The 26,079-nt window shown below is 71.6% G+C and carries 26 protein-coding genes; 18 read left to right on the top strand and 8 right to left on the bottom strand.

Annotated elements, in window-relative coordinates; translation table 11 throughout:
• The first annotated feature begins 4 nt into the window (after positions 1–4).
• The 4 genes from OG2516_RS17590 to OG2516_RS17575 all read left to right on the top strand — a co-directional run bounded on the left by OG2516_RS17590 (position 5) and on the right by OG2516_RS17575 (position 5,680).
• The gene (locus OG2516_RS17590) at positions 5–2,158 is read left to right on the top strand and encodes a biotin/lipoyl-binding protein (protein ID WP_007256987.1); all 2,154 of its coding nucleotides are present in this window, start codon (positions 5–7) and stop codon (positions 2,156–2,158) included.
• A gap of 96 nt (positions 2,159–2,254) precedes the next feature.
• Complete coding sequence (locus OG2516_RS17585) at positions 2,255–3,046, top strand: SapC family protein (protein WP_007256986.1); 792 nt, start codon at positions 2,255–2,257, stop codon at positions 3,044–3,046.
• On the top strand, positions 3,033–5,045 hold the full coding sequence (locus OG2516_RS17580) for a preprotein translocase subunit SecA (RefSeq protein WP_007256985.1): 2,013 nt from the start codon (positions 3,033–3,035) through the stop codon (positions 5,043–5,045). Before OG2516_RS17585 ends, OG2516_RS17580 begins: the two co-directional genes overlap by 14 nt.
• A 44-nt stretch (positions 5,046–5,089) precedes the next feature.
• Positions 5,090–5,680, top strand: coding sequence for a dimethylsulfonioproprionate lyase family protein (locus OG2516_RS17575; RefSeq protein ID WP_007256984.1), 591 nt, complete (start codon positions 5,090–5,092; stop codon positions 5,678–5,680).
• A gap of 6 nt (positions 5,681–5,686) precedes the next feature.
• Here OG2516_RS17575 and OG2516_RS17570 read toward each other — a convergent pair whose 3' ends face one another.
• The gene (locus OG2516_RS17570; protein ID WP_007256983.1) at positions 5,687–6,478 is read right to left on the bottom strand and encodes an IclR family transcriptional regulator; all 792 of its coding nucleotides are present in this window, start codon (positions 6,476–6,478) and stop codon (positions 5,687–5,689) included.
• A gap of 133 nt (positions 6,479–6,611) precedes the next feature.
• On the opposite strand from OG2516_RS17570, the gene OG2516_RS17565 reads away from it, so the two are divergent.
• From OG2516_RS17565 to OG2516_RS17555, 3 genes are read left to right on the top strand one after another with little or no spacing between them, the layout of a single operon-like run.
• Entirely contained in the window at positions 6,612–7,334 is a 723-nt protein-coding gene (locus OG2516_RS17565) for an SDR family oxidoreductase (protein WP_007256982.1), read from the top strand.
• Positions 7,335–7,347: 13 nt separating this feature from the next.
• Positions 7,348–8,193, top strand: coding sequence for a fumarylacetoacetate hydrolase family protein (locus tag OG2516_RS17560; RefSeq protein WP_007256981.1), 846 nt, complete (start codon positions 7,348–7,350; stop codon positions 8,191–8,193).
• Positions 8,190–9,482 (top strand): L-fuconate dehydratase, encoded by a 1,293-nt coding sequence (locus OG2516_RS17555; RefSeq protein WP_007256980.1) that lies wholly within the window; start codon positions 8,190–8,192, stop codon positions 9,480–9,482. The genes OG2516_RS17560 and OG2516_RS17555 overlap by 4 nt, the downstream gene beginning before the upstream one ends.
• Positions 9,483–9,486: 4 nt before the next feature.
• On the opposite strand, the gene OG2516_RS17550 is transcribed toward OG2516_RS17555, so the two are convergent.
• Genes OG2516_RS17550 through OG2516_RS17540 form a run of 3 tightly spaced genes read right to left on the bottom strand, consistent with a single transcriptional unit; the run spans position 9,487 to position 11,728 of the window.
• Entirely contained in the window at positions 9,487–9,969 is a 483-nt protein-coding gene (locus OG2516_RS17550; RefSeq protein ID WP_007256979.1) for an RES family NAD+ phosphorylase, read from the bottom strand.
• A 1-nt stretch (position 9,970) separates the two neighbouring features.
• On the bottom strand, positions 9,971–10,408 hold the full coding sequence (locus OG2516_RS17545) for an antitoxin Xre/MbcA/ParS toxin-binding domain-containing protein (protein ID WP_007256978.1): 438 nt from the start codon (positions 10,406–10,408) through the stop codon (positions 9,971–9,973).
• 51 nt (positions 10,409–10,459) lie between these two features.
• Positions 10,460–11,728, bottom strand: a complete 1,269-nt coding sequence (locus tag OG2516_RS17540) for a glycerate kinase type-2 family protein (protein WP_007256977.1) — start codon at positions 11,726–11,728, stop codon at positions 10,460–10,462.
• Between the two features lie 237 nt (positions 11,729–11,965).
• Between OG2516_RS17540 and OG2516_RS17535 the strand changes: the two genes are divergently transcribed.
• Positions 11,966–12,322, top strand: coding sequence for an SPW repeat domain-containing protein (locus OG2516_RS17535; RefSeq protein ID WP_007256976.1), 357 nt, complete (start codon positions 11,966–11,968; stop codon positions 12,320–12,322).
• Positions 12,323–12,340: 18 nt separating this feature from the next.
• On the opposite strand, the gene OG2516_RS17530 is transcribed toward OG2516_RS17535, so the two are convergent.
• On the bottom strand, positions 12,341–13,126 hold the full coding sequence (locus OG2516_RS17530) for an SDR family NAD(P)-dependent oxidoreductase (RefSeq protein ID WP_007256975.1): 786 nt from the start codon (positions 13,124–13,126) through the stop codon (positions 12,341–12,343).
• Between the two features lie 83 nt (positions 13,127–13,209).
• On the opposite strand from OG2516_RS17530, the gene OG2516_RS17525 reads away from it, so the two are divergent.
• Positions 13,210–14,292 (top strand): lactonase family protein, encoded by a 1,083-nt coding sequence (locus tag OG2516_RS17525; protein ID WP_007256974.1) that lies wholly within the window; start codon positions 13,210–13,212, stop codon positions 14,290–14,292.
• A 56-nt stretch (positions 14,293–14,348) separates the two neighbouring features.
• Here OG2516_RS17525 and OG2516_RS17520 read toward each other — a convergent pair whose 3' ends face one another.
• Complete coding sequence (locus OG2516_RS17520) at positions 14,349–15,032, bottom strand: sugar transferase (RefSeq protein ID WP_007256973.1); 684 nt, start codon at positions 15,030–15,032, stop codon at positions 14,349–14,351.
• A 285-nt stretch (positions 15,033–15,317) separates the two neighbouring features.
• Here OG2516_RS17520 and OG2516_RS17515 point away from each other — a divergent pair, with 285 nt between their 5' ends.
• Both OG2516_RS17515 and OG2516_RS17510 read left to right on the top strand, forming a co-directional pair.
• Positions 15,318–16,013 carry a cytochrome c oxidase assembly protein gene (locus tag OG2516_RS17515; protein WP_040616315.1) on the top strand — a complete coding sequence of 232 codons (696 nt, stop codon included), beginning with the start codon at positions 15,318–15,320 and terminating at the stop codon, positions 16,011–16,013.
• Positions 16,010–16,519, top strand: a complete 510-nt coding sequence (locus OG2516_RS17510; protein WP_007256971.1) for a CopD family protein — start codon at positions 16,010–16,012, stop codon at positions 16,517–16,519. The genes OG2516_RS17515 and OG2516_RS17510 overlap by 4 nt, the downstream gene beginning before the upstream one ends.
• Here the strand turns inward: OG2516_RS17510 and OG2516_RS17505 are convergent.
• Positions 16,489–17,001, bottom strand: coding sequence for a DUF2231 domain-containing protein (locus tag OG2516_RS17505; RefSeq protein WP_007256970.1), 513 nt, complete (start codon positions 16,999–17,001; stop codon positions 16,489–16,491). The two genes, OG2516_RS17510 and OG2516_RS17505, sit on opposite strands and share 31 nt — an antisense overlap.
• 78 nt (positions 17,002–17,079) lie before the next feature.
• Between OG2516_RS17505 and OG2516_RS17500 the strand changes: the two genes are divergently transcribed.
• The 3 genes from OG2516_RS17500 to OG2516_RS17490 are packed head-to-tail and all read left to right on the top strand — an operon-like array spanning position 17,080 to position 20,431.
• Positions 17,080–17,676, top strand: a complete 597-nt coding sequence (locus OG2516_RS17500) for a cytochrome c oxidase subunit II (protein WP_007256969.1) — start codon at positions 17,080–17,082, stop codon at positions 17,674–17,676.
• Positions 17,673–20,129 carry a cytochrome c oxidase subunit I gene (gene ctaD / locus OG2516_RS17495; RefSeq protein WP_007256968.1) on the top strand — a complete coding sequence of 819 codons (2,457 nt, stop codon included), beginning with the start codon at positions 17,673–17,675 and terminating at the stop codon, positions 20,127–20,129. Before OG2516_RS17500 ends, ctaD begins: the two co-directional genes overlap by 4 nt.
• The gene (locus OG2516_RS17490; protein WP_007256967.1) at positions 20,126–20,431 is read left to right on the top strand and encodes a hypothetical protein; all 306 of its coding nucleotides are present in this window, start codon (positions 20,126–20,128) and stop codon (positions 20,429–20,431) included. Before ctaD ends, OG2516_RS17490 begins: the two co-directional genes overlap by 4 nt.
• 4 nt (positions 20,432–20,435) lie before the next feature.
• On the opposite strand, the gene OG2516_RS17485 is transcribed toward OG2516_RS17490, so the two are convergent.
• Positions 20,436–21,446 carry a LacI family DNA-binding transcriptional regulator gene (locus OG2516_RS17485; RefSeq protein ID WP_007256966.1) on the bottom strand — a complete coding sequence of 337 codons (1,011 nt, stop codon included), beginning with the start codon at positions 21,444–21,446 and terminating at the stop codon, positions 20,436–20,438.
• A gap of 223 nt (positions 21,447–21,669) precedes the next feature.
• Between OG2516_RS17485 and OG2516_RS17480 the strand changes: the two genes are divergently transcribed.
• The 4 genes from OG2516_RS17480 (at position 21,670) to OG2516_RS17465 (ending at position 25,979) form a co-directional block, all read left to right on the top strand.
• Positions 21,670–22,935, top strand: a complete 1,266-nt coding sequence (locus OG2516_RS17480; protein ID WP_007256965.1) for an ABC transporter substrate-binding protein — start codon at positions 21,670–21,672, stop codon at positions 22,933–22,935.
• Positions 22,936–23,009: 74 nt separating this feature from the next.
• Positions 23,010–23,918, top strand: coding sequence for a carbohydrate ABC transporter permease (locus tag OG2516_RS17475; protein WP_007256964.1), 909 nt, complete (start codon positions 23,010–23,012; stop codon positions 23,916–23,918).
• Entirely contained in the window at positions 23,915–24,745 is an 831-nt protein-coding gene (locus OG2516_RS17470) for a carbohydrate ABC transporter permease (RefSeq protein ID WP_007256963.1), read from the top strand. The genes OG2516_RS17475 and OG2516_RS17470 overlap by 4 nt, the downstream gene beginning before the upstream one ends.
• Before the next feature lie 4 nt (positions 24,746–24,749).
• Positions 24,750–25,979 carry an ABC transporter ATP-binding protein gene (locus OG2516_RS17465; protein ID WP_007256962.1) on the top strand — a complete coding sequence of 410 codons (1,230 nt, stop codon included), beginning with the start codon at positions 24,750–24,752 and terminating at the stop codon, positions 25,977–25,979.
• Positions 25,980–26,079 lie beyond the last annotated feature (100 nt).

Here is a 26,079-nt window from a genome sequence, read left to right as displayed (position 1 = left end):
GCCGATGGCGGCCGGCGGCTCCTTTCATTCCGACCAGTGGCACCGCGTCGCCGCGCTGCGCCCGCGCCTGCGCCAGCACGCCCGCATCTTCCGCACGCACTATCGCGGCCAGCTCTGGTACGTGCTGCAGGACCGCACCTCGGGCCGCTTCCACCGCTTCACGCCCGAGAGCTACTTCGTGCTGTCGATGTTCGACGGCAGCCGCACCCTGCAGGAGGTCTGGGATACCTCCTGCGCCGAGCTCGAGTCGGACGCGCTGAGCCAGAACGAGGTGATCTCGCTGCTCGGCCAGCTCCACGGCGCCGACGTGCTGATGGGCGACTTGCCCCCCGACATCGACGAAATGGCCGAGCGCGGCCGCAAGATGCGGCGCAAGAAGCGGGTGATGAGCCTGATGAACCCGCTCGCCGTGCGGGTGCCGATGTTCGACCCGGAGGGCTTCCTGCGGGTGACCGCGCCGCTGGTGCGGCCGGTGCTGTCGTGGTTCGGGCTGCTGGTGTGGGTCGCCGTGGTGGCCTACGGCGTCGCGCTCGCGGTGGTCAACTGGGAGGGGCTGACGACCGGCATCGCCGACCGGGTGCTGAGCGCCGAGAGCCTCGTGCTGCTGCTGCTCGCCTACCCCGTCGTGAAGGCGCTGCACGAGCTGGGCCACGCCTACATGATCAAGCGCTGGGGCGGCGAGGTCCACGAGATCGGGCTGATGTTCCTCGTCTTCATGCCCGTGCCCTACATCGACGCCTCCGACAGCCTGTCGTTCCAGTCCAAGTGGCAGCGCGCCGCCGTGGCGGGGGCGGGGATCATGGTCGAGGCGATGCTCGCGGCGATCGCGGTGATGGTGTGGGACGGGGCCGAGTCGGGGCTGGTGCGGGCCTTCGCCTTCAACGTGATCCTGATCGGCGGCGTCTCGACTCTGTTCTTCAACGGCAATCCGCTGCTGCGCTTCGACGGCTACTACGTCCTGTCCGACCTGATCGAGATCCCCAATCTCGGGCGGCGGGCGAACCAGTATCTCGGCTACCTCGCGCAGCGCTACCTGCTCGGCGTCGAGGAGCCGAAGAACCCGGCCACCGCGCCCGGCGAGCCGGCGTGGTTCACCTTCTACGCCATCGCGGCCTTCCTCTACCGGCTGGTGATCTTCTCGGCGATCGTGCTGCTGGTGGCGTCGCGGTTCTTCTTCGTCGGGGTGATCCTGGCGATGTGGACGGTGTTCCTGATGTTCGTCCTGCCGATGCTCAAGCACCTGTGGTTCGTGCTGACCGCGCCGCAGCTGCGCCGGCGGCGCGGGCAAGCGGTGGCGCGGGTGGGCGCGGCGCTGGCGGTGGTGGCGGGGCTGCTGTTCGTGCAGCCGGTGCCGTTCTCGACTCTGGCCGAGGGGGTGACGCTGGTGCCCGGCTCGGCGACGATCCGGCCCGACGCCGACGGCACCGTGACCGGCCTCGCCGTCGAGCAGGGGCAGGAGGTGGCGGCCGGCGACGTGCTGCTGACGCTGGAAGACCCGATGCTCGACGCCCGCGTGACCCTGCTCGAGGCGACGGCCGCCGAGCTGCGCGAGCGCGCCGCCACCGCCGCCGCGCGCGATCCCAACGCCGCGCGCATCGCCCGCGAGGAGCTCGCCGCCGCCGAGGCCGACCTCGCCCTCGCCCTCGAGCGGCGCGACGCGCTGACGGTGCGGGCGGGCGCGGCGGGGCAGGTGGTGCTGGCGCAGCCGCGCGATCTGGCCGGCCGGTTCGTGCGGCAGGGCGAGACGCTGGGCTACGTCACCACCTTCACCGATCCGCTGGTGCGCGCCGTGGTACCCGAGCGCGACGCCGACCTCGTGCTCAAGGAGACCAAGCGGATGGAGCTGCGCTTCGCCTCGCGCCCCGAGGAGGTGCTGGCGGCGCGGATCGTGCGCGAGGTGCCGGCCCTGTCGGGAACGCTGCCCTCGCGCGCGCTCGCCACCGAGGGCGGCGGCCGGGTGGTGCTCGATCCCAGTTCGCCCTCCGGCGCGCGCGCGCTCGGCAACCTGCTCCACCTCGAGGTGGGCGTCGCGCCGGGCACGGCCTTCGAGACCATCGGCGAGCGGGTCCACGTGCGCTTCGTGCACGAGCCCGCCTCGCTCGCCGGCCGGCTCTACCGGCGGCTGCGGCAGGTGTTCCTGGATCAATTCGACATGTAGCGCTCTTCGGACTCGATTTGCGGCCCGATCCGGCGCATGTTCGGGTGGGACCAGTACGGATTTCGCGTAATATTATTTTCCAGAGGGGACTTACCGATGACCACGCAACTGCTGTTCTACCAGAACCCGACGCCCGTCAGCTCCGAGCGGCACCTCAAGACCAGCGTCAAGACAGGCGGGGATTTCAGCTTCGCCAAGTCGGTCAACTCCGTGCCGCTGGTGGCCGCGGAATTCGCCGAGGCGGGGGCCGAGTTCCCGATCGTCTTCGCCGGCGAGGGCGACACGGTGGTGCCGACGGTGATCCTCGGCGCCATGGGCTCGGAGAACGCCTACATCGACGACGACGGCAAGTGGACGGCAAAGTACATGCCGCTGTTCATCCGCCGCTACCCGTTCGTGTTCAGCCACCAGACCTCGGAGGGGCAGCTGATCCTGCACGTCGACGAGGCCTATTCGGGCGTCAACAAGGACGACCGGGGCGAGCGGCTGTTCGACAGCGACGGCAGCCAGACCCAGTACCTCAAGAGCGTGCTGCGCTTCCTCGAGGACTACCAGCTCAAGTTCAATCGCTCCCAGCAATATTGCAAGCGGCTGGTGGAGCACGACCTGCTGCGGCCGATGGAGGCGCAGTTCACCCTGCCCAGCGGCGAGCGGCGCAAGCTCACCGGCTTCCGCACGGTCGACCGCGACAAGCTGAAGGCGCTCGGGCAGGACGTGGTCGAGCAGATGCTGCGCACCGACGAGCTGGAATGCACCTTCCTGCACCTCGCCTCGCTGCGCCATTTCGCCTCCGTGGCCGAGCGCTCGGGCGGCGGCAAGACCGCCGAGGCGCCGACGCCGGATGCGGCAGAGGCGCAAGAGGGCGTCGTCGAGGATGTCGACGGCTGAGGCGCCGCCCTGGGCCGGGGCGCCCGCCGGCGCGGGCGTCCCGCCGCGCTACGAGCCCTACGCGGAGCGCCATGACGCGCCGCTGCAGGGGCTCGACGAGACGCTGGCCGAGTGGCTGGCGCCGCTGCGCCGGCGTCTGACCCGGCCGCGCCGCTGGCGCTATCACCGCCTGACCCGCCGCTGCGCCCGGCGCGCGCCCGCGCTGGCGGCGCTCGACGAGGCCGGCCTCGCCGCCGAGACCCTGCGCGTGCGCCGCGCCCTGCGCCGCCGCGCGGGCCGGGCCGACGCGCGCCTCGCCGCGGTGGCGCTGGTGCGCGAGCTGTGCGGGCGCACGCTCGGGATGACTCCCTACGACGTGCAGGTCTTCGCCGCGCTGGCGCTGCTCGACGGGCACCTCGCCGAGATGGAGACCGGCGAGGGCAAGAGCCTCGTCGCCGCGATGGGGGCCGCCGCCGCCGCGCTCGGGGGCGAGCCGGTCCACGTGGTGACGGTCAACGACTACCTCGGTGCGCGCGACGCCGAGAGCTTCGCGCCGCTGTTCGACGCGCTCGGGCTGCGCCACGGCAGCATCGTCCACGAGACCACCCCCGCCGAGCGCCGGGTGCTCTACGGCCACGACATCGTCTACATCTCCAACAAGGAGCTCGCCTTCGACCACCTGCGCGACCGGGTCCGGATGGGCGGCGCGCCCGACCGGCTGCGGCTCAAGCTCGACCGGCTGGGCGGCGCGGCCGCCGGGGGCGAGGCGCCGGTCATGGCGGGGCTCGCCTTCGCCATCGTCGACGAGGCCGACTCGGTGCTGATCGACGAGGCCCGCACGCCGCTGATCCTCAGCCAGGAGACCGACGCCGCCGCCGAGGAGGCGACCGCGCGCCAGAGCTTCGCGCTGCTCGACGCGCTCGAGGAGGGGCGCGACTACAAGGTCGACCTGCGGGAGCGGCGCACCACGATCACCCCGCGCGGCCGCGCGCGGCTGGAGGGGCTGGCCGAGGGGCTGGCGGCGGAGTGGCAGAACCGCATCCGCCGCGAGGAGGCCGTGCGCAACGCGGTCCACGCCCGCCGCTTCCTGACGCTGGGCGACCAGTACGTGATCCGCGACGGCGAGATCGTCATCGTCGACGAATATACCGGCCGCCTGATGCCCGAGCGCAGCTGGTCGGGGGGCATCCACCAGCTCGTGGAGGTCAAGGAGGAGGTGACGGTCACGAGCCGCAAGCTGACCATCGCGCGGCTCACCTACCAGCGCTTCTTCGCCCGCTACCGGCGGCTCGCGGGGATGACCGGCACCGCCCGCGAAGTGGCGGGCGAGCTGGCGGCGACCTACGGGCTCGGCACCCTGTCGGTGCCGCCGCGCCTGCCCTCGCGCGCGCGCCGCGGCGGCACCCGCATCCTGCGCGACGGCGCCGCCAAGGCCGCCGCCATCGCCGCCCGGGCCGAGGCGCTGGCCGGGCAGGGGCGGGCGGTGCTGATCGGCACCCGCACCGTCGCGGCGTCGGAGGAGATCGCCGCCGCGCTCGAGGCGCGGGGGGTGGCGCACAGCGTGCTCAACGCGCTGCAGGACGCCGACGAGGCCGCCATCGTCGCCGCCGCCGGCGCGCCGGGGCGGGTCACGGTGGCGACGAACATGGCCGGGCGCGGCACCCACATCACCGTCGCCCCCGAGGTGCTCGAGGCGGGCGGGCTGCACGTGATCCTGACCGAGCGCCACGACAGCACCCGCATCGACCGCCAGCTGATCGGGCGCACCGCGCGGCAGGGCCAGCCGGGCTCGTCGGAGGAGATCCTGTCGGCCGACGACGCGCTGCTCGCGCCGGTGCGGCGGACGCTGGCGGGGCGGGCGTCGCGGCTGCCGGGGCCGGTGGGGGTCTGGGCGACGAAGCGGGCCTTCGCGCGGGCGCAGCGGGTGGCGACGCGGGCCAACCAGGAGGCGCGCCGGGCGCTGCAGCGCCACGACAAGTCGATCGACACGATGATGGCCTTCAGCGGCCGCCCCGAGTGACGCCCCCCTTGCGCCCGTCGCCGTCCCGCAGCACGGTCGGTCATATGACAGAGCGTTCCCCCGAGCTGCAGAGCTTCCTCGCCGCCGCCGAGACGGCCTTTCGCACCCACGCCGTCGACGACCGCTCGCGGCGCTCCATCGAGGCGGGCTTCGCGCGGCTCGCGACGCCGGGCGAGATGTCGGAGGAGCCGCCCGGACGGCTTCCGGTCTGCGACCGGCTGCTGCCCGACCTGCTCGCGCCCGGCGCGGTGAAGGACGGGCTGGCGCCGCTGGTGAGCGCATTCGACGGGCTGGAGCCGTCGCTGACGTGGCGCGGCCGGCCGGGCGGGGAGGGCGCGTCGGAGGGGTTCGCCGAGGGCCACGCCAACTGCCTCGCCGTCGGCCCGGGCGGGCGCGAGCGGCGGACGGACGTGTGGCTGGGCGCGTCGCTGCTGGCGCCGGGCACGCGCTACCCCGACCACGACCACCCGCCCGAGGAGACCTACCTCGTGCTGACCGAGGGCGACTTCTGGCAGGCCGGCGGCGACTGGTTCACCCCCGGCCCGGGCGGCTCCTTCTACAACCCGCCCGGCATCCGCCACGCCATGCGCTCGGGCGAGGCGCCGCTGCTGGCCTTCTGGCTGCTGGTCGCCTGAGGCCGGTCAGGCCTCGCCGTCGTCCTCGCCGCCGAGCCCGGTGAAGGCCGACAGCGCGGCGGTCGTTTCGAGCAGCGCGGCGGTGGCGGTGTCGAGGTCGGGCGCGTCGGACGGCTCGCGCAGGGAGATGTAGGGGATCGTCAGCGCCGCCATCGCCTCGCCGTTGGGCGCGAGGACGGGGGCGGAGAGGTTGGTCACGCCGACGGTCTGCGCCGAGGGCTTCGCCTCGTGGCCGCGCGCGCGGATCTGCTCGAGCTGGGCCTCCATCTCGGGCGTCAGGGCCGGCACGTCGGCCCCCGCCTCGCGGCTCTCGGCGAGCATCCTCTGGCGGCGCTCGGGGCTGGCGAAGGCGAGCAGCACGTTGCCCGAGCCGGTGGTGAGCAACTCGAGATGCGAGCCGACACGGATCGAGATGCCCCAGTAGCCCGGCGCCTCCTGCTGGGCGATGACCACGGCCTTGCCCCGGTCGAACACGACGAGCTGGTTGGCCTGCAGCGCCTTGAACGCGAGCTCGCGCATCAGCGGCGTGGCGAGCGAGGCGAGGCGGCGGGTGGGGGCGTGGGCCTGGGCGAGGCCGAACAACTTCAGCGTCAGCGCGTAGCGGTCGCCATCGACGCGGGCGACGTAGCCGCGGCGCGACAGCCGGTCGAGCATCCTGTAGAACTCGTTGGGGCTGCGCCCCAGGTGCTTGGCAATCTCGGCCTGGGTCAGCCCGCCCTCGATGCCCGAGAGCAGCTCGAGGATGTCGAGCCCCTTGTCCAGCGCCGGGGCGCGGTAGCGGTCGGTGGTGTCGGTCATCTGTCCCTCCCGGCGGGCTCGTTCGTCGGCGGCGGCAGCGCGCGACCCGAGAAAGGTCGTTGACAGCACCGCCGTGCAATTTCTATATAAACCCCATCTTTACAAGTGAAGCAATAACGACGGGCGAGAGCACATGAGCGACCTCACCGGACAGACCGTCCTCATCACCGCCGCCGCGCAGGGGATCGGCCGCGCCTCCGCGCTCGCCTTCCGCGACGCCGGCGCGCGGGTCATCGCCACCGATATCAACGAGGACGCGCTGTCCGGGCTCGAGGGCTGCGAGACGCACCGGCTCGACGTGCTCGACGATGCCGCCGTCGCCGACTTCTGCGGGCAGGCGGGGGCGGTCGACATCCTGTTCAACTGCGCCGGCGTCGTCCATGGCGGCACCATCCTCGACGCGCCGATGAGCGATCTCGACTTCGCCATCGATCTCAACGTCAAGGCGATGATCCGCACCATCCGCGGCGTGCTGCCGGGGATGCTCGAGCGGGGCAGGGGGGCGATCATCAACATGAGCTCGGTCGCCAGCAGCGTGAAGGGCGTGCCCAACCGCTTCGTCTACACCGCCTCCAAGGCCGCCGTGCTCGGGCTGACCAAGTCGGTCGCGGCCGACTACGTCACCCGGGGCATCCGCTGCAACGCCATCTGCCCGGGCACCGTCCAGAGCCCGTCGCTCGACGAGCGGCTCGCGGCGACGGGCGACTACGACAAGGCCCGCGCCGACTTCATCGCCCGCCAGCCCATGGGCCGGATCGGCGAGGCCGAGGAGATCGCCGATCTCGCGGTCTACCTCGCGGGCGCGACTTACACGACAGGACAGGCCGTCTGCATCGACGGCGGCTGGACGATCTGAAGGGACCAACCACATGAAACTGCTTCGCTACGGCGAGCCGGGCGCCGAAAAGCCCGGCATCCTCGACGCCGACGGCACCATCCGCGACCTCTCGGGCCTCGTGCCCGATCTCGCCGGCGAGGTGCTCCACCCCGAGGGCCTCGCGCGCATCGCCGAGGCCGACGTCTCGGCGCTGCCCAGGGTCGAGGGCGATCCGCGCCTCGGCCCGCCGATCGCCGGGACGGGCAAGTTCATCTGCATCGGCCTCAACTACGCCGACCACGCCGCCGAGAGCGGCATGGACGTGCCGCCCGAGCCGGTGATCTTCATGAAGGCCACCTCCGCGATCTGCGGCCCCAACGACCCCATCGTCATCCCGCGCGGCTCCGAGAAGACCGACTGGGAAGTCGAGCTCGCCGTCATCATCGGCAAGAAGGCCAAGTACGTCTCCGAGGCCGACGCGATGGACCACGTCGCCGGCTACGCGATCACCAACGACGTCTCCGAGCGCGCCTTCCAGGCCGAGCGGGCGGGCCAGTGGACCAAGGGCAAGAGCTGCGACAACTTCGGCCAGATCGGCCCCTGGCTCGTGACCAAGGACGAGGTCGCCGACCCGCAGAAGCTCAAGATGTGGCTGACGGTGAACGGCGAGACGATGCAGAACGGCTCGACCGAGACGATGGTCTACGGCGTCGCCCACCTGGTCCACTACCTCAGCCAGTTCATGACGCTCCACCCAGGCGACGTCATCTCCACCGGCACGCCTCCCGGCGTCGGGCTCGGCATGAAGCCGCAGCGCTACCTCAAGCCCGGCGAGGTCGTCGAACTCGGCATCGAGGGGCTCGGCCAGCAGCGCCAGGACGTGGTGGCCGACAAATGAGCCGCATCACCGGCCTGACCACCTGGGATCTGCGCTTTCCCTCCGAGGGCGGGCTGGACGGGTCGGACGCGATGAACCCGGACCCGGTCTACTCCGCCGCCTACCTGCGGCTGGAGACGGACGGCGGCCACGAGGGGCACGGGCTCACCTTCACCATCGGGCGCGGCAACGAGCTCTGCGTGGCCGCCATCGAGGCGCTGCGCGGGGCCGTGGTCGGGCGCGACACCGACGATCTGCGCGCCGATCCGGCCGGGTTCTGGCGCGCGATCACCGGCGACAGCCAGCTGCGCTGGGTCGGCCCCGAGAAGGGCGTGATCCACCTCGCCGCCGGGGCCGTCGTCAACGCCATCTGGGACCTGCTCGCCCGCGAGGCCGGCAAGCCGGTCTGGCGGCTGGTCGGCGAGATGAGCCCCGAGGAACTCGTCGCCATCCCCGACTTCCGCTACATGGGCGACTACCTCGACCGCGCCGAGGCGCTTGAGCTGCTGCAGGAGGCCGCCCCGGGCAAGGCCGACCGCATCGCCACGCTCGAGGCCGAGGGCTACCCCTGCTACACGACCTCCGCCGGCTGGCTCGGCTACCCCGACGACAAGCTGCGGCGGCTCTGCCGCGAGGCCCGGGCGGCGGGCTTCGGCCACGTCAAGATGAAGGTCGGCCGCGACCTCGACGACGACATCCGCCGCCTGACCATCGCCCGCGAGGAGCTGGGCGAGGACATCACGCTGATGATCGACGCCAACCAAGTCTGGGAAGTGCCGCAGGCCGTCGACTGGGTGAAGCGGCTCGCCTTCGCGCGGCCCTGGTTCATCGAGGAGCCGACCAGCCCCGACGACGTGCTCGGCCACAAGGCGATCCGCGAGGCGGTCGCGCCGATCAAGGTGGCGACGGGCGAGATGTGCCAGAACCGGGTGATGTTCAAGCAATTCATCGCCGCCGGCGCCATCGACGTGGTGCAGATCGATTCCTGCCGTCTCGGCGGGCTCAACGAGGTGCTCGCGGTGCAGCTCATGGCCGCCAAGGCCGGCCTGCCGGTGTGGCCCCACGCCGGCGGCGTCGGCCTGTGCGAGTACGTGCAGCACCTCAGCATGATCGACTACGTCGCCGTGGCCGGCACCCGCGAGGGCCGGGTGATCGAGTTCGTCGACCATCTCCACGAGCACTTCACCGACCCCTGCATCGTGCGCGACGGCGCCTACATGGCGCCCTCGGCCCCCGGCTTCTCCAGCGAGATCCGCGCCGAGACCCGCGCCCGCTTCGCCCATCCGGCCGAAGCCACGGCCGCCGAGTAAGGGATCAGCCGCCGAACAGGCGGCTGTCCCACCAGACCGGCGTCTCGAGGCCGGGCCGGATCGCGGCGAAGTCGGGGTGCGCGGTGTTGAACAGCACGTTGCGCTCCATCGGCGCGATCGCGCTCGGCACCAGCAGCAGCGCCGAGCGCCCCTCCTGCGCCCAGCGGTGCCCGAAGGCGGCGGCGCCGGGGCTGCCGGGCGCGCGCCAGTCCGGCGCCTGGTGCTCGGCGAACACCTCGTAGGCCGTCCCGGCGGGCACCGCGATCTCGATGAAGTGCTGGCCCGTCGGCAGCAGCCCCTGGAAATGCGCGAGCTTCTCCAGCATCGCCGTCGCGTAGCTCGCGCTGGCGTAGATCACCGGGTCGCCCGCCAGGTGCCAGCGCCCCCCGGCCAGCCGCGCACCGCCGTCGCTCCAGATCTCAAACCGGCCCTCCGGGTCGCCGATCCGCCAGGCGGTCAGCCCGTCGGGCAGGCGGCGGTGGGTCATCTCAGGCGGCGAACCCCGCGTCGGCGGCGTCGAGCAGCGCCAGCACCGCGTCGGCCCCCGCCGAGCTCGACGTCGCCAGCGCCAGTGGCGTCTCGCCGCCGAGCATCGCGTGCGGCGTCTCGAGGAAGCGGGCGATGCGCGCCTCGTCGCCGCCGTAGATGCGGGAGAGGCGGGCGTAGAGGCGGGCGAACTCGTAGAGCTTCTCCGACGTCTCGCGCGACATCGCCCGGTCCTGCCGCCGCACCCGCCGGTAGGTGGCCTCGGGGATGATCCGGAAGAACGTCTCCGGCCGCAGCGCCCGCCGCAACCGCTCCGCGCTCCCCGCCGGCAACCCGGCCGCGACCCGCCCCGCGAGCTGCACCTGGTCGGCCACCGAGGGCGGGAGTCCGAGCACCCCCGCGATGCGGGCGGCGTCGGGCAGGGGGCTGGGCTGTGCCATGTGCGGCCTCTCCGTCAGCTGACAGGAAGATGGCGCTCAGGTGACCGTCAGTCAAGTACCCGGCAGGATCAGGATCGCCCGGAAGTCGTTGACATTTGTCAACGTCGGCCCGGTGACGACCTGTGCGCCGAGCGCCGCGAAGAAGCTGTGCGCGTCGTTCGCCGCGAGCGCGGCGGCGGCGTCCAGCCCCGTCGCCCGCGCCTTCGCCAGCGTGCCCGGCCCCGCCACCGCGCCCGCCACCTCCGCTGCCCCGTCGACGCCGTCGGTGTCGCAGGCGAGCACATGCGCGCCCGCCGCGCCGTCGAGCTCGACCGCCGCCGCGAGCACGAACTCCGCGTTCGGCCCGCCGATGCCGTCGCCGCGCCGGGTCACGGTGCACTCGCCGCCCGACAGCAGCAGGATCGGCCGCCCGACCCGGGCCGCCTCGTCGCGCAGCGCCAGCGCGTCGCGGGCCTGCAGCACCGCGAGGTCGCGCGCCTCGCCCTCGAGCGCGTCGCCCAGCACCCGCACCTCGCACCCCGCCGCCCGCGCGGCTTCGGCGGCGGCCTCGAGCGAGGCCGACGGCGCGGCGACGATCTCCGTCAGCGCCCCCGCCAGCCGCGGATCGCCCGGCGCGACGACCGAGGAGCCGCCCTCCAGCACCGCCCGCACCTTTGCCGGCAGCGCGATCCCGTGCCGCGCCAGCACCGCGCGGGCGTCTTCCGGCGTGCTCTCCTCGCCGACGGTGGGGCCGGAGGCGATCTCGGCCGGATCGTCGCCCGGCACGTCCGAGATCAGCAGGCTCACCAGCCGGGCCGGGTGGCAGGCGGCGGCGAGCTGGCCGCCCTTCACCCGGCTGAGATGCTTGCGCACCACGTTCATCTCGCCGATCGGCGCGCCCGAGGCGAGCAGCGCCGCGTTCACCGCCATCTTGTCGTCGAGCGTCAACCCCGGCGCGGGGGCGCAGAGCAGCGCCGAGCCGCCTCCCGAGATCAGCGCCAGCACCAGGTCGTCCGGCCCCAGCCCCGCGACCAGCGCCAGCAGCCGCTCCGTCGCCGCCACCCCGGCGGCGTCCGGCACCGGGTGCGCGGCCTCGACGATCTCGATCCCCGCGCAGGGCCGGGCGTAGCCGTAGCGGGTGATCACCAGCCCCTCGCACGGCCCCCACGCCGCCTCCACCGCCTCGGCCATGCGCGCGCTCGCCTTGCCCGCGCCGATCACCACGACCCGCCCCTCCGGGCGCGGCGGCAGCGCGCGCGGCACCACGCGCATCGGGTCGGCCTCGGCCACCGCGATGCGGAACAGCTCTTCCAGGAACGGGCGGGGATCGTCAGGTGTCACGGCAGCCTCCTCTTCTGGCCGCCGACAATGCCGCCTGCGCCCCCCGACACAAGCCCCCACCACCGCCTCCGGGCGCTCCGCCCCCCTCTCTGTCCTGCAAATATCCCCGCCGGAGGCCTCCACCGCCGCCCACCCCGCGCCGTTGCAGGAAGTATCGCGCTGAAACAAATGATGCCCCCGGGAACAAGCGAAGGCGCCGTGTCTTGTCCGCAGGTAACGTCTTCACGGAGCTGTCCCATGATCGATACCAGAACCCACGGCATCATCGACTACGTCACCGGCGCGCTGCTGCTCGTCGCGCCCTACCTGTTCGGCTTCGCCACCGGCGGGGTGGAGCAATGGCTGCCCCAGCTGCTCGGCGTGGCGATCATCGGCATGAGCCTGGTCACCCGCTACGAGCTCAGCGTCGCCAAGCTGATCCCGCTCAAGGCCCACCTCGCCGTCGACATCGCGGGCGGCGTGCTGCTGGCGGTGTCGCCGTGGCTGTTCGGCTTCGCCGGGATCATCTGGTGGCCGCACCTGCTCGTCGGCCTGCTGGAGATCGCGGTGGCGCTGATGACGCGCCGCGACGCGCCCGTCACCGGCCGCCACTGACCGGCTCCGGGCGCCGCCTCACTTAGGGGCGGCGTCCGGCGTGCCGCCGACCAGCGACAGCATCCCGCCGTCGACCCGCACCATCTCGCCGGTGACGAACGACGCCTGTCCGCCCAGCAGGAACGCGATCACCTCCGCCACCTCTTCGGCGCGGGCGCGCCGGCCGAGCGGGTGCATTCCGTCGATCACCCGGTTCAGCGCCGCCGGGTCGGGATCGAGCGCGATCGAAGCGCGCAGCATCGGCGTATCGACCGAGCCCGGCGCGACGCCGTTGACCCGCACTCCGTGCGCCGCCTCGTCGACGGCCATCCCCGCGACCAGCCCCGCCAGCCCGTGCTTGGCGGCGACGTAGGCCAGCGCGCCCTGCTGCGCCGCGAAGCTCTGTACCGAGCCCGTCAGCACCAGCGCGCCGCGCGCCTGCCGCAGCGCGGGCATGGCGGCCTTGGAGACGACGAACGCGCCGGTGAGGTTGACGTCGATCACCTCGTCCCAGAGCGCGCGGCTGGTCTCGACGACGTCGCCGTAGCGCTGGATGCCGGCGTTGTGCGACACCCCGTCGAGCCCGCCGAAGCGCTCCAGCGCGGCCGCGACGGCGGCGTCGCAGTCGCGCGCCTCGGTGACCGAGCCGGCCTGCGTGACGACCTCCCCGCCGAGACCCGCCGCCGTCTCCTCGAGCGCGGCGGCGTCGCGGTCGAGCAGGACGAGCCGCGCGCCCTCGGCGGCGAGCACCTGCGCCACCGCCTGCCCGATGCCGTTGGCGGCGCCGGTGACGAGGTAGGTCTTCTGCGCGCTGTTCCGGCTCATCTTCTCCCCTCCGCCGACATCCCGGTTGCGCCCGGTTGTAGGGTGGCGAGACTGGCGCTGTCCAGCCGCAGCAAGGAGCCGAGATGAGCCAGTACGTCGCCGTGGGAAGCCTCACCCGCCCCGCCCCGCAATTCGCCGCCGCCGAGGGCGCGGGCGTGACGCTCTGCCGGTTCGACGACAAGACCGGCGTGCTCTCCGTGGCCGCCGATCCCCTGCGGCTCGAGGACGCGACGTGGCTCGTCGCCGCGCCGGGCGGGGGCCGCTTCTACGCGGTGACCGACACCGACGGCGGCCACGAGAGCGCGCTGGCGGTGCTCGGGCTCGACCGCGACGCCGCCGCGCTGCGCCTGATCGAGACCCGCCCGGCGGGCGGCCACGACGGCTGCCACGCGGTGGTGACGCGCGACGGCGGGCAGGTTCTCGTGGCCAATTACGGCGGGCCGCGGGAGGACGGGCCGCAGGCGGGGCTGGCGGTCTTCGGCCTGCGCGACGGGCGGCTCGGCGCGCCCGACCTGCACACCCATTCCGGCAGCGGGCCGAACCGCGCGCGGCAGGAGGGGCCGCACGCCCATTGCGTGGCGCTCTCGCCCGACGAGCGCTTCGCCTTCGTCGCCGACCTCGGCACCGACCGCCTCGTCGCCTACGAGCGCACGGAGACGGGTGCGCACCCTCGCCCCGACCTCGACACCGCTTTGCCGCCCGGCACCGGCCCGCGCCACTTCGTCTTCTCCGCCGACGGGCGACGGGTCTACGTGGTCGGCGAACTGATTGCGGCGGTGACGAGCCTGAGCTACGCGCCGGAGACGGGGCGGATGGAGGTGCTCGCCGCCGAGCCGCTCGCTCCCGCCGGCGGCGCGCCGGTGCAGCCGGCCGGCATCGTGCTCCATCCCGACGGCCGCCACCTGCTCGTCTCGGTGCGGCTGAGCGAGGAGATCGTGGTGCTCGCCCTCGACGGCCCCGACGCCACCGCCCGCACCGTCTCGCGCCACCCCGCCGGCGGCACTACCCCGCGCGACCTGACCGTGTCGCCCTCGGGGCGGCACCTGCTCGTCGCCAACCAGGATTCCAGCCGTGTCGTCGTCTGGCCCCTGACCGACGCCCGCCCCGGCCCGGAGCCGACCTGCGTGCTGCCGCTCGGCACGCCGATGCGCGTCGCCTTCGCCTGAAACGAAGACCGCCGCGCTGGCGAGGGCGCGGCGGTCGGTCTCGGTGGAGGGCGGCGTCAGGCGCCGCGGCGCAGCAGCACCGTCACCAGCGTGCGCCAGACGATCCACGCATCCAGCCGCAGGCTCGCGTGGCGGATGTAGTAGAGATCGGCCGACACCTTGCGGCGCGTCTCGCGGATGCTCTGCACGTAGCCGATCTCCGTCTGCGCCAGTCCCGAGATCCCGGGCCGGATCTGGTGGCGGTGGCGGTAGCGCGGGATGGTGTCGATGTAGGTGACGGCGTGGTCGAAGAAGTCGGGGCGCGGCCCGATCAGGCTCATGTCGCCGTTGATGACATTAAGGATCTGCGGCAGCTCGTCGATTCGCAGCTTGCGCAGCACCGCGCCGAGCGGCGTGATCCGGTCCGATTCGAGCGGATCGTTCGCGGCGCGCGTCACCGAATCGGCGGGACGCATGGTGCGGAACTTGATCGCCAGGAACGGCTGGCACCCGGCCCCCATCCGGCGCTGCACGAAGAACAGCGGGCCCTTGTTGAAGAAGGGATTGAGCACCAGCACCAGCAGCCCGATCGGGAGCAGGAGCGGCAGGATGACGAAAACCGAGACCCCGACGTCGAAACCACGCTTGCAGAGGCCGAAACGCGAGCCGAGGCGGCTCTTTCCGAAGCGGGGCAGGAGGTCGGTGACATGGACGGACTCTGCCGGGCTGCCGAACTCGGCAGCTCTACCTTGAATTGTCATGCGGAAAGCTCGACCCCCTCGCAACCAAGAACACAAACAACACCATTTCCCACAGCAATACCTAATCTCCCGGACATTTCTAGGGTTGCAGGGCATTAAAGTTTGCTTGTGCAACGATCGAGGAGCGGAAATCGCCGGGAAGCCCGAACAAGCATGAGGCGAGCCGGGGGTTCCTGGCCGGCTCGGGCAGTATGGGTTCGGCTCTGCGCGACCGGGCCGCCGGTGACGAGTTGCGGCGGCGCATCGGCGCTCTACCTCGCGTGTTAAGGAACGACGGGGGCAGAATTGGTCGAGGTCTTGCCGGGAAGTTACTGCGGGGTGGCGCCGGGGCCGGGGGAGGCCTGGGCGGCGTGGAATCTCGATCCGCTGGTGATCGGCGGGCTGCTGGCGCTGCTCTGGGCGGTGCGGCACAGGCCGACAGGGCCGGCGGCGGTGGGGGTGCTGGCGGTGGCGTTCGTGTCGCCGCTCTGCGCGATCTCGGTGGCGCTGTTCTCGGCGCGGGTGGTCCATCACGTGCTGCTGGTGGCCGTCGCGGCGCCTCTGCTGGCGGCGGCGTGGCCGGGGCGCGCGCGGGGCGCGGCGGTGCCGTTCCTGATCTCGACGGCGCTGCTCTGGGGCTGGCACCTGCCGGCGGCCTACGATCTCGCGCTGAGCGACATGGCGGTCTACTGGCTCATGCAGGCGACGCTGCTCGGCTCGGCGACGTGGTTCTGGCGGGCGGTGCTGGGCGCGCGCGGCGGGGTCGACGCGGTGCTTTGGTCGCTGGCGGGGTTGATGCAGATGGGCGCGCTCGGGGCGTTGCTGACCCTCGCGCCGGGGCCGCTCTACGCCGCGCACGGACTCGCGCCGCTGGCGTGGGGGCTGACGCCGCTGGCCGACCAGCAGCTCGGCGGGCTCATCATGTGGGTGCCGGCGATGCTGCCCTACGCGCTGATGATCGCGCTCTGCGCGCGCAACAGCTGGCGGCGGAGCGTGGCATGAGCTGGCTCGACGGCCTCGTGCCGCACGTCAAGGCGCTGCACGTGGGGATGCTGCTGCTCTGGTGCAGCGGGCTGTTCGCGCTGCCGCTGATGCTGGCGCGCCACGATCCGGCGATCGGGCAGAGCGACTACGCCCGCATCCGCCGCGCGACCCATTACGCCTACACGCTCTTCGTCACCCCGGCGGCGGTCATCGCGATCGCGAGCGGCACGATCCTGATCTTCCTGCGCGAGGTGTTCGAGGTCTGGCTGTTCGCCAAGCTCGGCTTCGTGGCGCTGCTGGTGACGTTCCACGTCTGGATCGGCTACGTGCTCGTCGCGGTGGCCGAGCGGGAGGGGGCGCACCACGCGCCGGCGCCGGGGCTGCCGCTGGCGCTCTTGATGGTGCCGGTGCTGGCGATCCTGACGCTGGTGCTCGCCAAGCCCGACCTCGCCGAGATCCCGGTGCCGGGCTGGCTGGCGGAGCCGCTGGGCCGTCAGTTGCCCTTCGACGTGCCCAGACGGTAATCGAAGACGAGTTTGCCTCCATGCCAGCCGGTCACCATCACCACCAGCACGCTGAAGCCCGACAGCAGGATGCCGTAGGGCAGCACGGCCGCCTCGTAGCCCTGCAGCCGGTAGCCCCAGTTCGCGCCGAGCAGCGACAGCAGCAGCACGGCGATGACCATGTGGGTCCAGGCCGGGGCGCGGATGCGGATGCCGGGGACGAGCAGCAGCTCGGCGGTGCCCGTCGCGCCGGCGGCGAGGCCGAACAGGAACGCGGTGCCCGCCGCCCAGATCGCGGCGCGGGCCCAGAACAGCTCGCCCGACCACCAGTAGAGCGCGTCGGCCCCGAAGGTGCAGAAGGTCAGCGCGACGGGGAAGGCGACGCTCATCGCGTGCAGCGGATGGCCCCAGAGGCCGACGAGCGACTCGGTCTCGTCGTAGCCCGGGGCGTCGACGATCGGGTCGGCGAGGTCCTCGCCTTCGGTGACGACTTCGTCGGACATGGCTGCTCCCTCCTGCCGCGTGCGCTCGCGGTGACAACACTCGTCGCGCTCGCGGGTTGCGAGGAGTCGCTGTCGGCGGTGCATCCCGCCGGCCCCGCGGCGGCGACCATCGCCACCTTGTGGTGGGTGCTGCTCGCGGGGGCAACGGCGATCTTCCTCTTCGTGGCGGGGCTGCTGGCCTGGGCGTGGCGGCGCCCGCCGGGCGAGGTGGCGGAGCGGCCGTTCGTGATCGGGCTCGGCCTCGCCTTCCCGCTGACGGTGCTCGCGGCGCTGCTGGCCTACGGGCTGGTCGTCGGCGAGCGGCTGCTGCCGCGCGGGGGCGCGGACGTGGTGGTCGTCCGCGCCGAGGCGCGGCAATGGGCGTGGAGTTTCGGCTACGACGACGCGCCGGGGCGGGTGACGGAGGACGAGCTGCACATCCCGGCGGGGCGGCCCGTCGACGTGGCGCTGACCTCGGCGGACGTGGTGCACGGCTTCTGGGTGCCGCGGCTGGCGGGCAAGCTCGACGCGGTGCCGGGCCACGTCAACGTGCTGCGCCTCGAGGCCGACGCGCCGGGGCGCTACGGCGGGCTGGGCTCGGAGTTCAACGGCGTCGGCTATGTCGGCCACCGCTTCACGGTGATCGCCCACGACGCCACCGGCTGGCAGGCGTTCCTGGCGGGAGAGGGCGAATGAACGCGCTGCGGCGACACCGCGCGCTGACCCGGATCTGGGCGTCGGCGCCGGGCTGGAAGGGCTGGTTCACCAGCGTCAACCACACCGACCTCGGGCGGATGTTCCTGACGGTGGCGGTGTTCTTCTTCCTCGTCGGCGGCATCCTCGCGATGCTGATCCGCGCGCAGCTCGCCACCCCGCGCTCGGCGTTCATGGGGCCGGAGACCTACAACCAGGTCTTCACCATGCACGGCACGATCATGATGTTCCTGTTCGCGATCCCCTTCTTCGAGGGGCTCGCGGTCTACCTGCTGCCCAAGCTGCTCGGCACCCGCGACCTCGCCTTCCCGCGGCTCACCGCCTACGGCTTCTGGTGCTACGTGTTCGGCGGCAGCATGATGATCTTCGCGCTGCTCGCCGGCATCGCGCCCGACAGCGGCTGGTTCATGTACCCGCCGCTCTCCTCCACCATCGGCGCGCCGGGGATCAACTCCGACTTCTGGCTGATCGGGATCACCTTCGTCGAGATTTCCGCGATCTCGGCGGCGGTGGAGATCACGGTGACGATCCTGCGCTACCGCGCGCCGGGCATGTCGCTGGCGAAGATGCCGATCTTCGCCTGGTACGCGCTGGTGACGGCGGTGATGATCCTGACGGGCTTTCCGCCGCTGATCCTCGGCTCGATCCTGCTGGAGCTGGAACGGGCCTTCGGCATGCCCTTCTTCCAGGTGGCGCAGGGGGGCGACGCGCTGCTCTGGCAGCACCTGTTCTGGATGTTCGGCCACCCGGAGGTCTACATCATCTTTCTGCCGGCGGCCGGGGCGATCTCGACGATCCTGCCGGTGATGGCCCGCACGACGCTGATGGGCTACGGCTGGGTCGTCGCGGCGGCGGTGAGCCTCGCGGTGCTGAGCTTCGGGCTCTGGGTGCACCACATGTTCACCACCGGCATCCCGCACATGGGGCTGGCCTTCTTCTCAGCCGCCTCGACGCTGGTGGCGGTGCCGACGGCGGTGCAGATCTTCGCCTGGATCGGGACGCTCTGGCGGGGCCGGCCGGGCCTGCACCTGCCGATGATGTGGCTGCTGGCCTTCTTCGCCACCTTCGTGATCGGCGGGCTGACCGGGGTGATGGTGGCGGTGGTGCCGTTCGACTGGCAGGCCCACGACACCTACTTCATCGTCGCCCACCTCCATTACGTGCTGATCGGCGGCTTCGTGTTCCCGATGCTCGCGGCGCTCTACTACTGGATGCCGCACTTCGTCGGCCGCAAGACCTACTTCAAGCTCGGCGGCGTCGCCTTCTGGCTGATCGTGCCGGGCTTTCACGGCACGTTCCTGCTGCTCCACTGGGCGGGCCTGCTGGGGATGCGGCGGCGGATCGACAGCTACGGGCCGGGGCAGGGGTGGGAGATCATCAACCTGATCGCCTCGGTGAGCGGGTTCGTTATGGCGATCGGCTTCGCGCTGGTGCTGATCGATGTCATCATCAACGCGGTGACGGCGATCCGGGGCTCGCGCGATCCGTGGCGGGCGGGGACGCTGGAATGGGCGATGCCGACGCCGCCGGCGGCCTACAACTTCGCTTCGCTGCCCCACGTCGACAGCCGCGACCCGCTCTACGCCGACCGCGAGCTGCCGGTGCGGCTGGCGCGGGGCGAGGGCTACCTCGGCGATCCGGCGCGGGGGCGGCGCGAGACGCTGACGGTGGACATCGCCACCGGCGCGCCGCGCACCATCGTCGTCTTCCCGGGCAACACCGCGCTGCCGGTGCTGATGTCGGCGGTGACGGGGCTGTTCTTCCTCGGGATGCTGGTGAAGGACTACTGGCTGGTGCCGATCTCGGCGCTCGGGGTGATCGGCTGCGCGCTGGCGTGGGTCTGGAGCCTCGGGCGGCGCGCGCCGGAGGGGCCGCTCGACGCGGGGCGCGGGGCGGTGCTGCCGGTCGCCTCGGAGGTGGCGGATCCGCCGGGCTGGTGGGGGTCGCTGTTCCTGCTGCTCGCCGACGGCACGTTCCTCGGTTCGCTGCTCTTCGGCTACGCCTTCCTGTGGACCATCGCGCCGAACTGGCCGCCGCCGGCCTACGCCGAGCCCGGCCCCGCCGCGCTGGCGCTGGTGCTGGCGGGGGCGGCGCTGACGGCGGTGGGCGGGCGGCTCGGCGCGCTCGCGGGCGTCGCGGCGGCGCTGGCGGGGACGGTCGCGGTGGGGCTGGCGGCGCTGGCGGTGCTGGCGCAGGTGCCCGACCCGGCGGCGCACGCCTACGACGCGACGGTGTGGGTGCTGGTCGGCTACGCGCTGCTGCACCAGGTCGTGGCGCTGATCATGATGGCGCTGGTCGCGGCGCGCCGGTGGGCCGGGCACAGCGCGGTGACGCGGCGCGGCGCGGCGCGGGTGGCGCGGCTCTGGAGCGACTACGCCGCGCTCGTGGCGCTGCTCGCGGCGGCGGCGGTGGGGCTGCCGGGGGTGCTGGCATGAGCACGATCCTGCGCCTGTCGCTGCCCCTGACGCTGTGGCTCGCGAGCTTCAGCGCCGTCTACGGGCTGCACGGCCTGCTCTGCTCGAGCCGCTGGACCGGGCCGGACGGGCGCTGGCCGCTGATCGCGGCGGCGCTCCTGGCGCTGGCGCTGCAGGGGGCGCTGCTGGCGCTGATCGCGACGCGGCGCTGGCCGGAGCCGGAGCCGACGCTGCACCGCACGAGCCTGATCCTCGCCGTCGCCGCGTTCGTCGGCACCGGCTGGACGCTGATGCCGGTGGCGTTCGTCTCGCACTGTCTCTGACGGTTCAGGCCGGGGGCGGCGCGGTCGAAGTGCCCATGACGAGGCGCGGCGTCAGGATCGTTTCGCGCGGCGGCGCGTCGCGCCCGGAGACGGACATGCGCGAGACGAGGTAGTCGGTCGCGATGCGGGCGAGCTCGGGGATGTCCTGCTCGACCATGGTGATCTTGGGCCGGATCACCGAGCTCCAGGGCACGTCGTCGATGCAGGCGAGGGAGATGTCGCGCGGACAGTCGAAGCCGAGCTCGAAGATCGCCTGCAGCGCGCCGAGGGCCATCATGTTGTTGGCGGCGAACAGCGCGGTGGGCCGGTCGGGGCGGGTGAGCAGGCGCATGGTCTGGGCGTAGGCGTTCTCGTAGTCGAAGTGGCCGTCGACGATCAGGCTGTGATCGACGTCGAGCCCGTTGCGCCGCATCGTTTCGACGAAGCCGGCGATCCGTTCGCCCGCCGTGAACAGGTGCGGCGTGCCGGCGATGTGGGCGATGCGGCGATGGCCGAGGCGGACGAGGTGTTCGGTGATGATCGACGCGGCGAGACGGGTGTCGGAGGCGACGTAGTCGAGCTTGGTGCCGGGGACGCGGTGGTCGACGGTGACGACGGGAGCCTTCAGCCGCTCGAGGTGGCTGGTGTAGTGCGGACCGCTGCCGTGGGCGGTGAGGATGATCCCGGCGATCCGCTGCGCGTCGAGCTGCGCCAGTACCTGCTCCTCGCGGTCCGCCTGGGCGTCGGTGTCGGTGACGATGACGTGGTAGCCCGCCTCGTGGGCGTTGCGCTCCACGTGCTTGAAAAGGCGTCCGAAAAACGGGTTGGTGATGTCGCCGACGGTGACCCCGATCAGCCGCGAATGGCCGCGCTTGAGGCTCTGGGCGAGGGGGTTCGGCCGGTAGCCGAGGGTCGACGCCGCCTCCCAGACCCGCTGCGCCGTCTCGTCGCTGACGCGGCTCGGCTCGCCGAAGGTGAGCGAGACGGTGGAGGTCGAAACCCCCGCGGCGCGGGCGACATCGCGAATCGTGGCCATGGCTGCTGCCGCTCCTCTTCGGCACGGTTCGATGCGTGTTCGATGAACCGTTCGACGCTGATAGCCAGTAAAACATAGCATTACAAATCTTCACTAGCAAAGGTGTTCTTCACACTTGACAGGTGCCGGGCCGGGCTTGCTACGATACTCGAACCGGTTCGATGGCCGATCCGCCATCCGATCGAGCGAGGGGCGGGGAGGCCCCTTCAACAGGGAGAAGAGAATGATTGCCAACTACAGGACCGCCGCCCTCGCCGTGGCGCTCGGCGCCGTCGCCTCGGGCGCGGCGGCACAGGACATCAAGATGTGGACCCTCGAAACGGAGGGGCTGCAGGGGTTCATCGAACAGGCCGCGGCCGAGTTCGAGGAGCAGCATCCGGGCGTGAACATCATCCACGAACGGTTTCCGAACGAGGCCTACAAGACCCAGATCCAGGTCGCGCTGACCGGGTCGTCGCCGCCGGACGTCTTCTTCAACTGGGCCGGCGAGGACGCCGCCCGGCTGGTGCGCGACGGGCTCGCCGCCGACATCACCGAGTACGGCCAGGCGGAAGGCGGCTTCGCCGAGAACGTCAGCGAGGGCTGGCTCGCCAACTTCGCCTACGAGGGGAGCAACTACGGCGTCACCCACGAGGGCGTGTCGAAGTACTTCTACTACGACCCGGTCTTCTTCGAGGATCACGGCCTCGAGCCGCCGGAGACCTTCGAGGGCCTGCTCCAGCTCTGCCAGGACATCCGCGCCATCGACAGCGACATCGTGCCCTGGCCGCTCGGCAACTCGGAGCGCTGGAAGCTCAACCACATCATCACCATGCTGAACCAGCGGGTGCTCGGCACCGAGGCGACGGCGGCGGACTACGCGCTGACCGCGCCCGAGGACGAGCTGTTCACCGATCCGGGCTACGTCGAGGCGTGGCAGAAGGTGGTGGACCTGATGGATGCCGGCTGCTTCCAGGACGCGCCCAACGCCACCTCGCCGGAAGCATCGCGCTCGATGTTCGCGGCCGGCGTGTCGCCGATGATCTATTGCGGCACCTGGTGCGCCAACATCTTCGCCGAGGAGGGCTTCGACTCCTTCGAGATGTTCCGCTTCCCGAGCGTCGAGGGCGGCGCCGGTGATCCGGGCGGGCAGTTCCTCGTGCCGCAGGGCTACATGGTGTCGGCGAAGTCGGAGAACCCCGAGCTCGCGGCGGAGTGGATCAGCTTCCTCGTGAGTGACGAGCAGGCACGCGCCTACGCCGAGCAGGTCGGCAGCATCGTGTCGAACGCGGCGCAGATCGACCAGGTCGAGGGCACGCGCTGGTTCAAGTTCTTCGTCGAAGACATCGCCCAGGCGAGCGAGACGGTGAACGTGCTCGACGTGCTGCTCGAGGCCTCGGTGGCCAACGCCTACCTCGACGCCGGCGTCGAGGTGCTCAACCGCACCAAGACCCCCGAGGAGGCGATGGAGATGATCCGCGCCGCCGCGCTGGAAGCCAAGAACGGCTGATCACCTCCCGGCCGGGGCCGGCTGCCGCAAGGCACCGGCCCCGCGCATTCTCCCGGCAGGCAGGCACTCTCCCAATGACCGACATGTCCCGACAGACCGGCGCCACGCCCACGTGGTACGGCCGGATCGCCGCGAGCCAGAGCATGCTGGTGCTGCCGGCGCTCGTGCTCTGCACGCTCTTCATCTTCATTCCCGCGTTCCTGACCATCGTCGGCTCGTTCTACGCCTTCGGGCTGACCAGCGAACGCTGGACCCCGGTCGGTCTCGCGAACTACGTCAAGGCCGGCAACGACCCGATCTTCTGGGTCGCGCTCAAGAACAACCTCATCATCGTGTTCGGCTCGATCGTGATGCAGGTCGGGATCGGCACGGTGCTCGCCGCGATCCTCGACCGGGGCATCGGCTTCGGGCAGGTGTTCTTCCGAGTGGTGATCTTCATGCCGATGGTGATCTCGGCGGTCGCCGTGGCGCTGATCTGGCTGATCATCCTCGACCCCAACATCGGCATCCTCAACGCGCTGGTGAAGTCGCTCGGCCTGTCGCCGCCGACCCGGGGCTGGCTCGGCGATCCGTCGATCTCGATCTGGATGGTGCTGATCGTGGCGGGCTGGCAATATACCGGCTTCATGATGGTGCTGATCCTCGCCGGCCTGCAGGCCATCCCCAAGGATCTCTACGAGGCCGCCGCGCTCGACGGCGCGCGGGGGATGCGGGCCTTCTGGTCGATCACCCTGCCCAACCTGCGCAACGTGCTGCTCGTGGCGGTGCTGATCACCACCATCGGCGGCTTCAAGGTGTTCGACCTGATCTTCGTCCTCACCGGGGGCGGGCCGGCCAACGCGACGCAGGTGCTCGGCACCTACATCTACCTGCAGGCCTTCACCCTCACCAACATGGGCTACGCCAACGCCATCGCCGTCGTGCTCCTCGCGATTGCGGTGCTGCTGGGCTGGCTCCAGCTGAAGGCGAGCCGCCAGTCATGACCCATTTCGCTCCGCGTTTCCGCATCGTCCAGGCCCTGCTCTACGGCTTCGTCGGGCTCTGGTCGGCCTTCGTGCTGATGCCCGTCGCCTGGATGATCTTCGCCGCCTTCAAGACCCGGCGCGAGATCTTCACCGACCCGCTGGGCCTGCCGGGCCAGTGGACCTTCGACAGCTTCAGGCGCGCCTGGGGCGTCGGGCTGGGGCAGTTCATGTTCAACAGCGTCGTCGTCACCACCTCGGCGGTGCTCATCATCCTGCTGGTCTCGGGCCTCGCCGCCTACGTCATCGCGCGCTCGCGCTCGGTCTGGATGAAGCTGCTCTACCTGCTGATCGTCGCCGGCTTCGCGGTGCCCAACAACGCGGTGATCGTGCCGCTCTACCAGATGGTCACGGCGGCGGATTTTGGCAACAGCCACTTCGGCATCGTCTGGGTCTACGCCGCCTACGGCATCCCGTTCACGACGATCCTGTTCTTCGCCTTCTTCCTCGACTTCCCGCGCGAACTCGAGGAGGCGGCGCGGCTCGACGGGTGCCGGCCCTGGGCGGTATTCTTCCGGGTGGTGATGCCGCTCTCGGGCCCCGCCATCGCCTCGGCGGCGATCTTCCAGGCGGTGTTCATCTGGAACGAGTTCCTGCTGGCGCTGCTGCTGCTCACCCAACCCGACAAGAAGACGCTGCCGGTCGGCATCCTGCAATTGCAGGGGGAGTTCACCTCCGACTGGCCGGCGGTGATGGCGGGGCTGTCCATCGCGACGCTGCCGATCATCCTGCTCTTCCTCATCCTTCAACGCTCGTTCGTCCGCTCTCTCGCGGGCCTGGGGAAATGACCGCATGTCGCATCTGAAGATCAACCGCGTCGAGAAGAACTACGGGGCCTTCCACGCCGTCAAGGGCGTGAGCCTCGAGGTGGAGGAGGGCGAGTTCGTGGTGATGGTCGGCCCGTCGGGCTGCGGCAAGTCGACCTTGCTGCGCTGCATCGCCGGGCTCGAGCCGATCACCAGCGGCACGATCACCGTCGGCGATCACGACATCACCCGCGCCGAGCCGTGGGACCGGGGTGTGGCGATGGTGTTCCAGAACTACGCGCTCTACCCGCACATGACGGTGCGCGACAACATGGGCTTCGCGCTCAAGGTCGCCGGCCGGCCCAAGGCCGAGATCCGCGCCGCCGTCGACAAGGCGGCCCAGACCCTGCGCATTACCGAGCACCTGGACAAGAAGCCCAAGGCGCTCTCGGGCGGCCAGAAGCAGCGCGTCGCCATCGGCCGCGCGATCACCCGCGCGCCGGAGGTGTTCCTGTTCGACGAGCCGCTTTCCAACCTCGACGCCGCGCTCAGGAGCCAGATGCGCGTCGAGCTCGGCCGGCTGCACAACCAGCTCGGCGCGACGATGATCTACGTCACCCACGACCAGACCGAGGCGATGACCATGGCGTCGCGGATCGTGGTGCTGAACGGCGGCGTGATCGAGCAGGTCGGCACCCCGCTCGAGCTCTACAACAAGCCCGAGAGCCTGTTCGTCGCCGGCTTCCTCGGCAGCCCGCGGATGAACTTCTTCGACGGCCGCGTCCTCGAGAGCCGCGGCCGCGAGCTGTCGGTGGAGATCCCCGGCATGCCCGGCCCGGTCGTGGTGCCGCTCGACGACGACGTCCCGGTGCCGCAGCCCGGCGCGCAGGTGCGGATGGGGGTGCGGCCGGAGGCGGTGACGCTCGGCGGCGCGCTCGAGCTGTCGGTCGCGCTGGTCGAGAGCCTCGGGCGCGAGACGCTGCTCTACCTCGAGGGCGGCGGTCTGCGCACGGTCGATTCCGAGTCCGCCGAGGGCTTCGTCGCCGTGCAGCTCCCGAGCCAGCACCAGCTCCGGGTCGGCGAGCCCGTCAAGGTCGGGTGGGACCCGGCCTCGCTCTACCTTTTCGACGATTCCGGCCGCCGCCTCGCCACGCCCGACCCGGGGGTTCCGGGGCGGGTGTGGGCAGGAGGCGGATGGAATCGTCCCCAAGGTAGAGCGAGGCGGGGTCCAACACGACTTTGGCGGGCTCGCAGACCTGGAGCTGGTGCTGGCTAGGGAGCTGCACGGCGACGAAGCCGTCGGCGGACTAGGAATCGACAGTGCGCAGAGCGCCGCCCTCGAGGTAGAGCAGCGTCTCGCGCCCGAGGCTCTCGAC

Origin of the sequence: Oceanicola granulosus HTCC2516 (assembly GCF_000153305.1) — a bacterium.
Classification (GTDB): Bacteria; Pseudomonadota; Alphaproteobacteria; order Rhodobacterales; family Rhodobacteraceae; genus Oceanicola; species Oceanicola granulosus.
The sequence above is the reverse complement of the archived record's forward strand: the minus strand, read 5'-3'. Positions and strand labels throughout refer to the sequence as shown.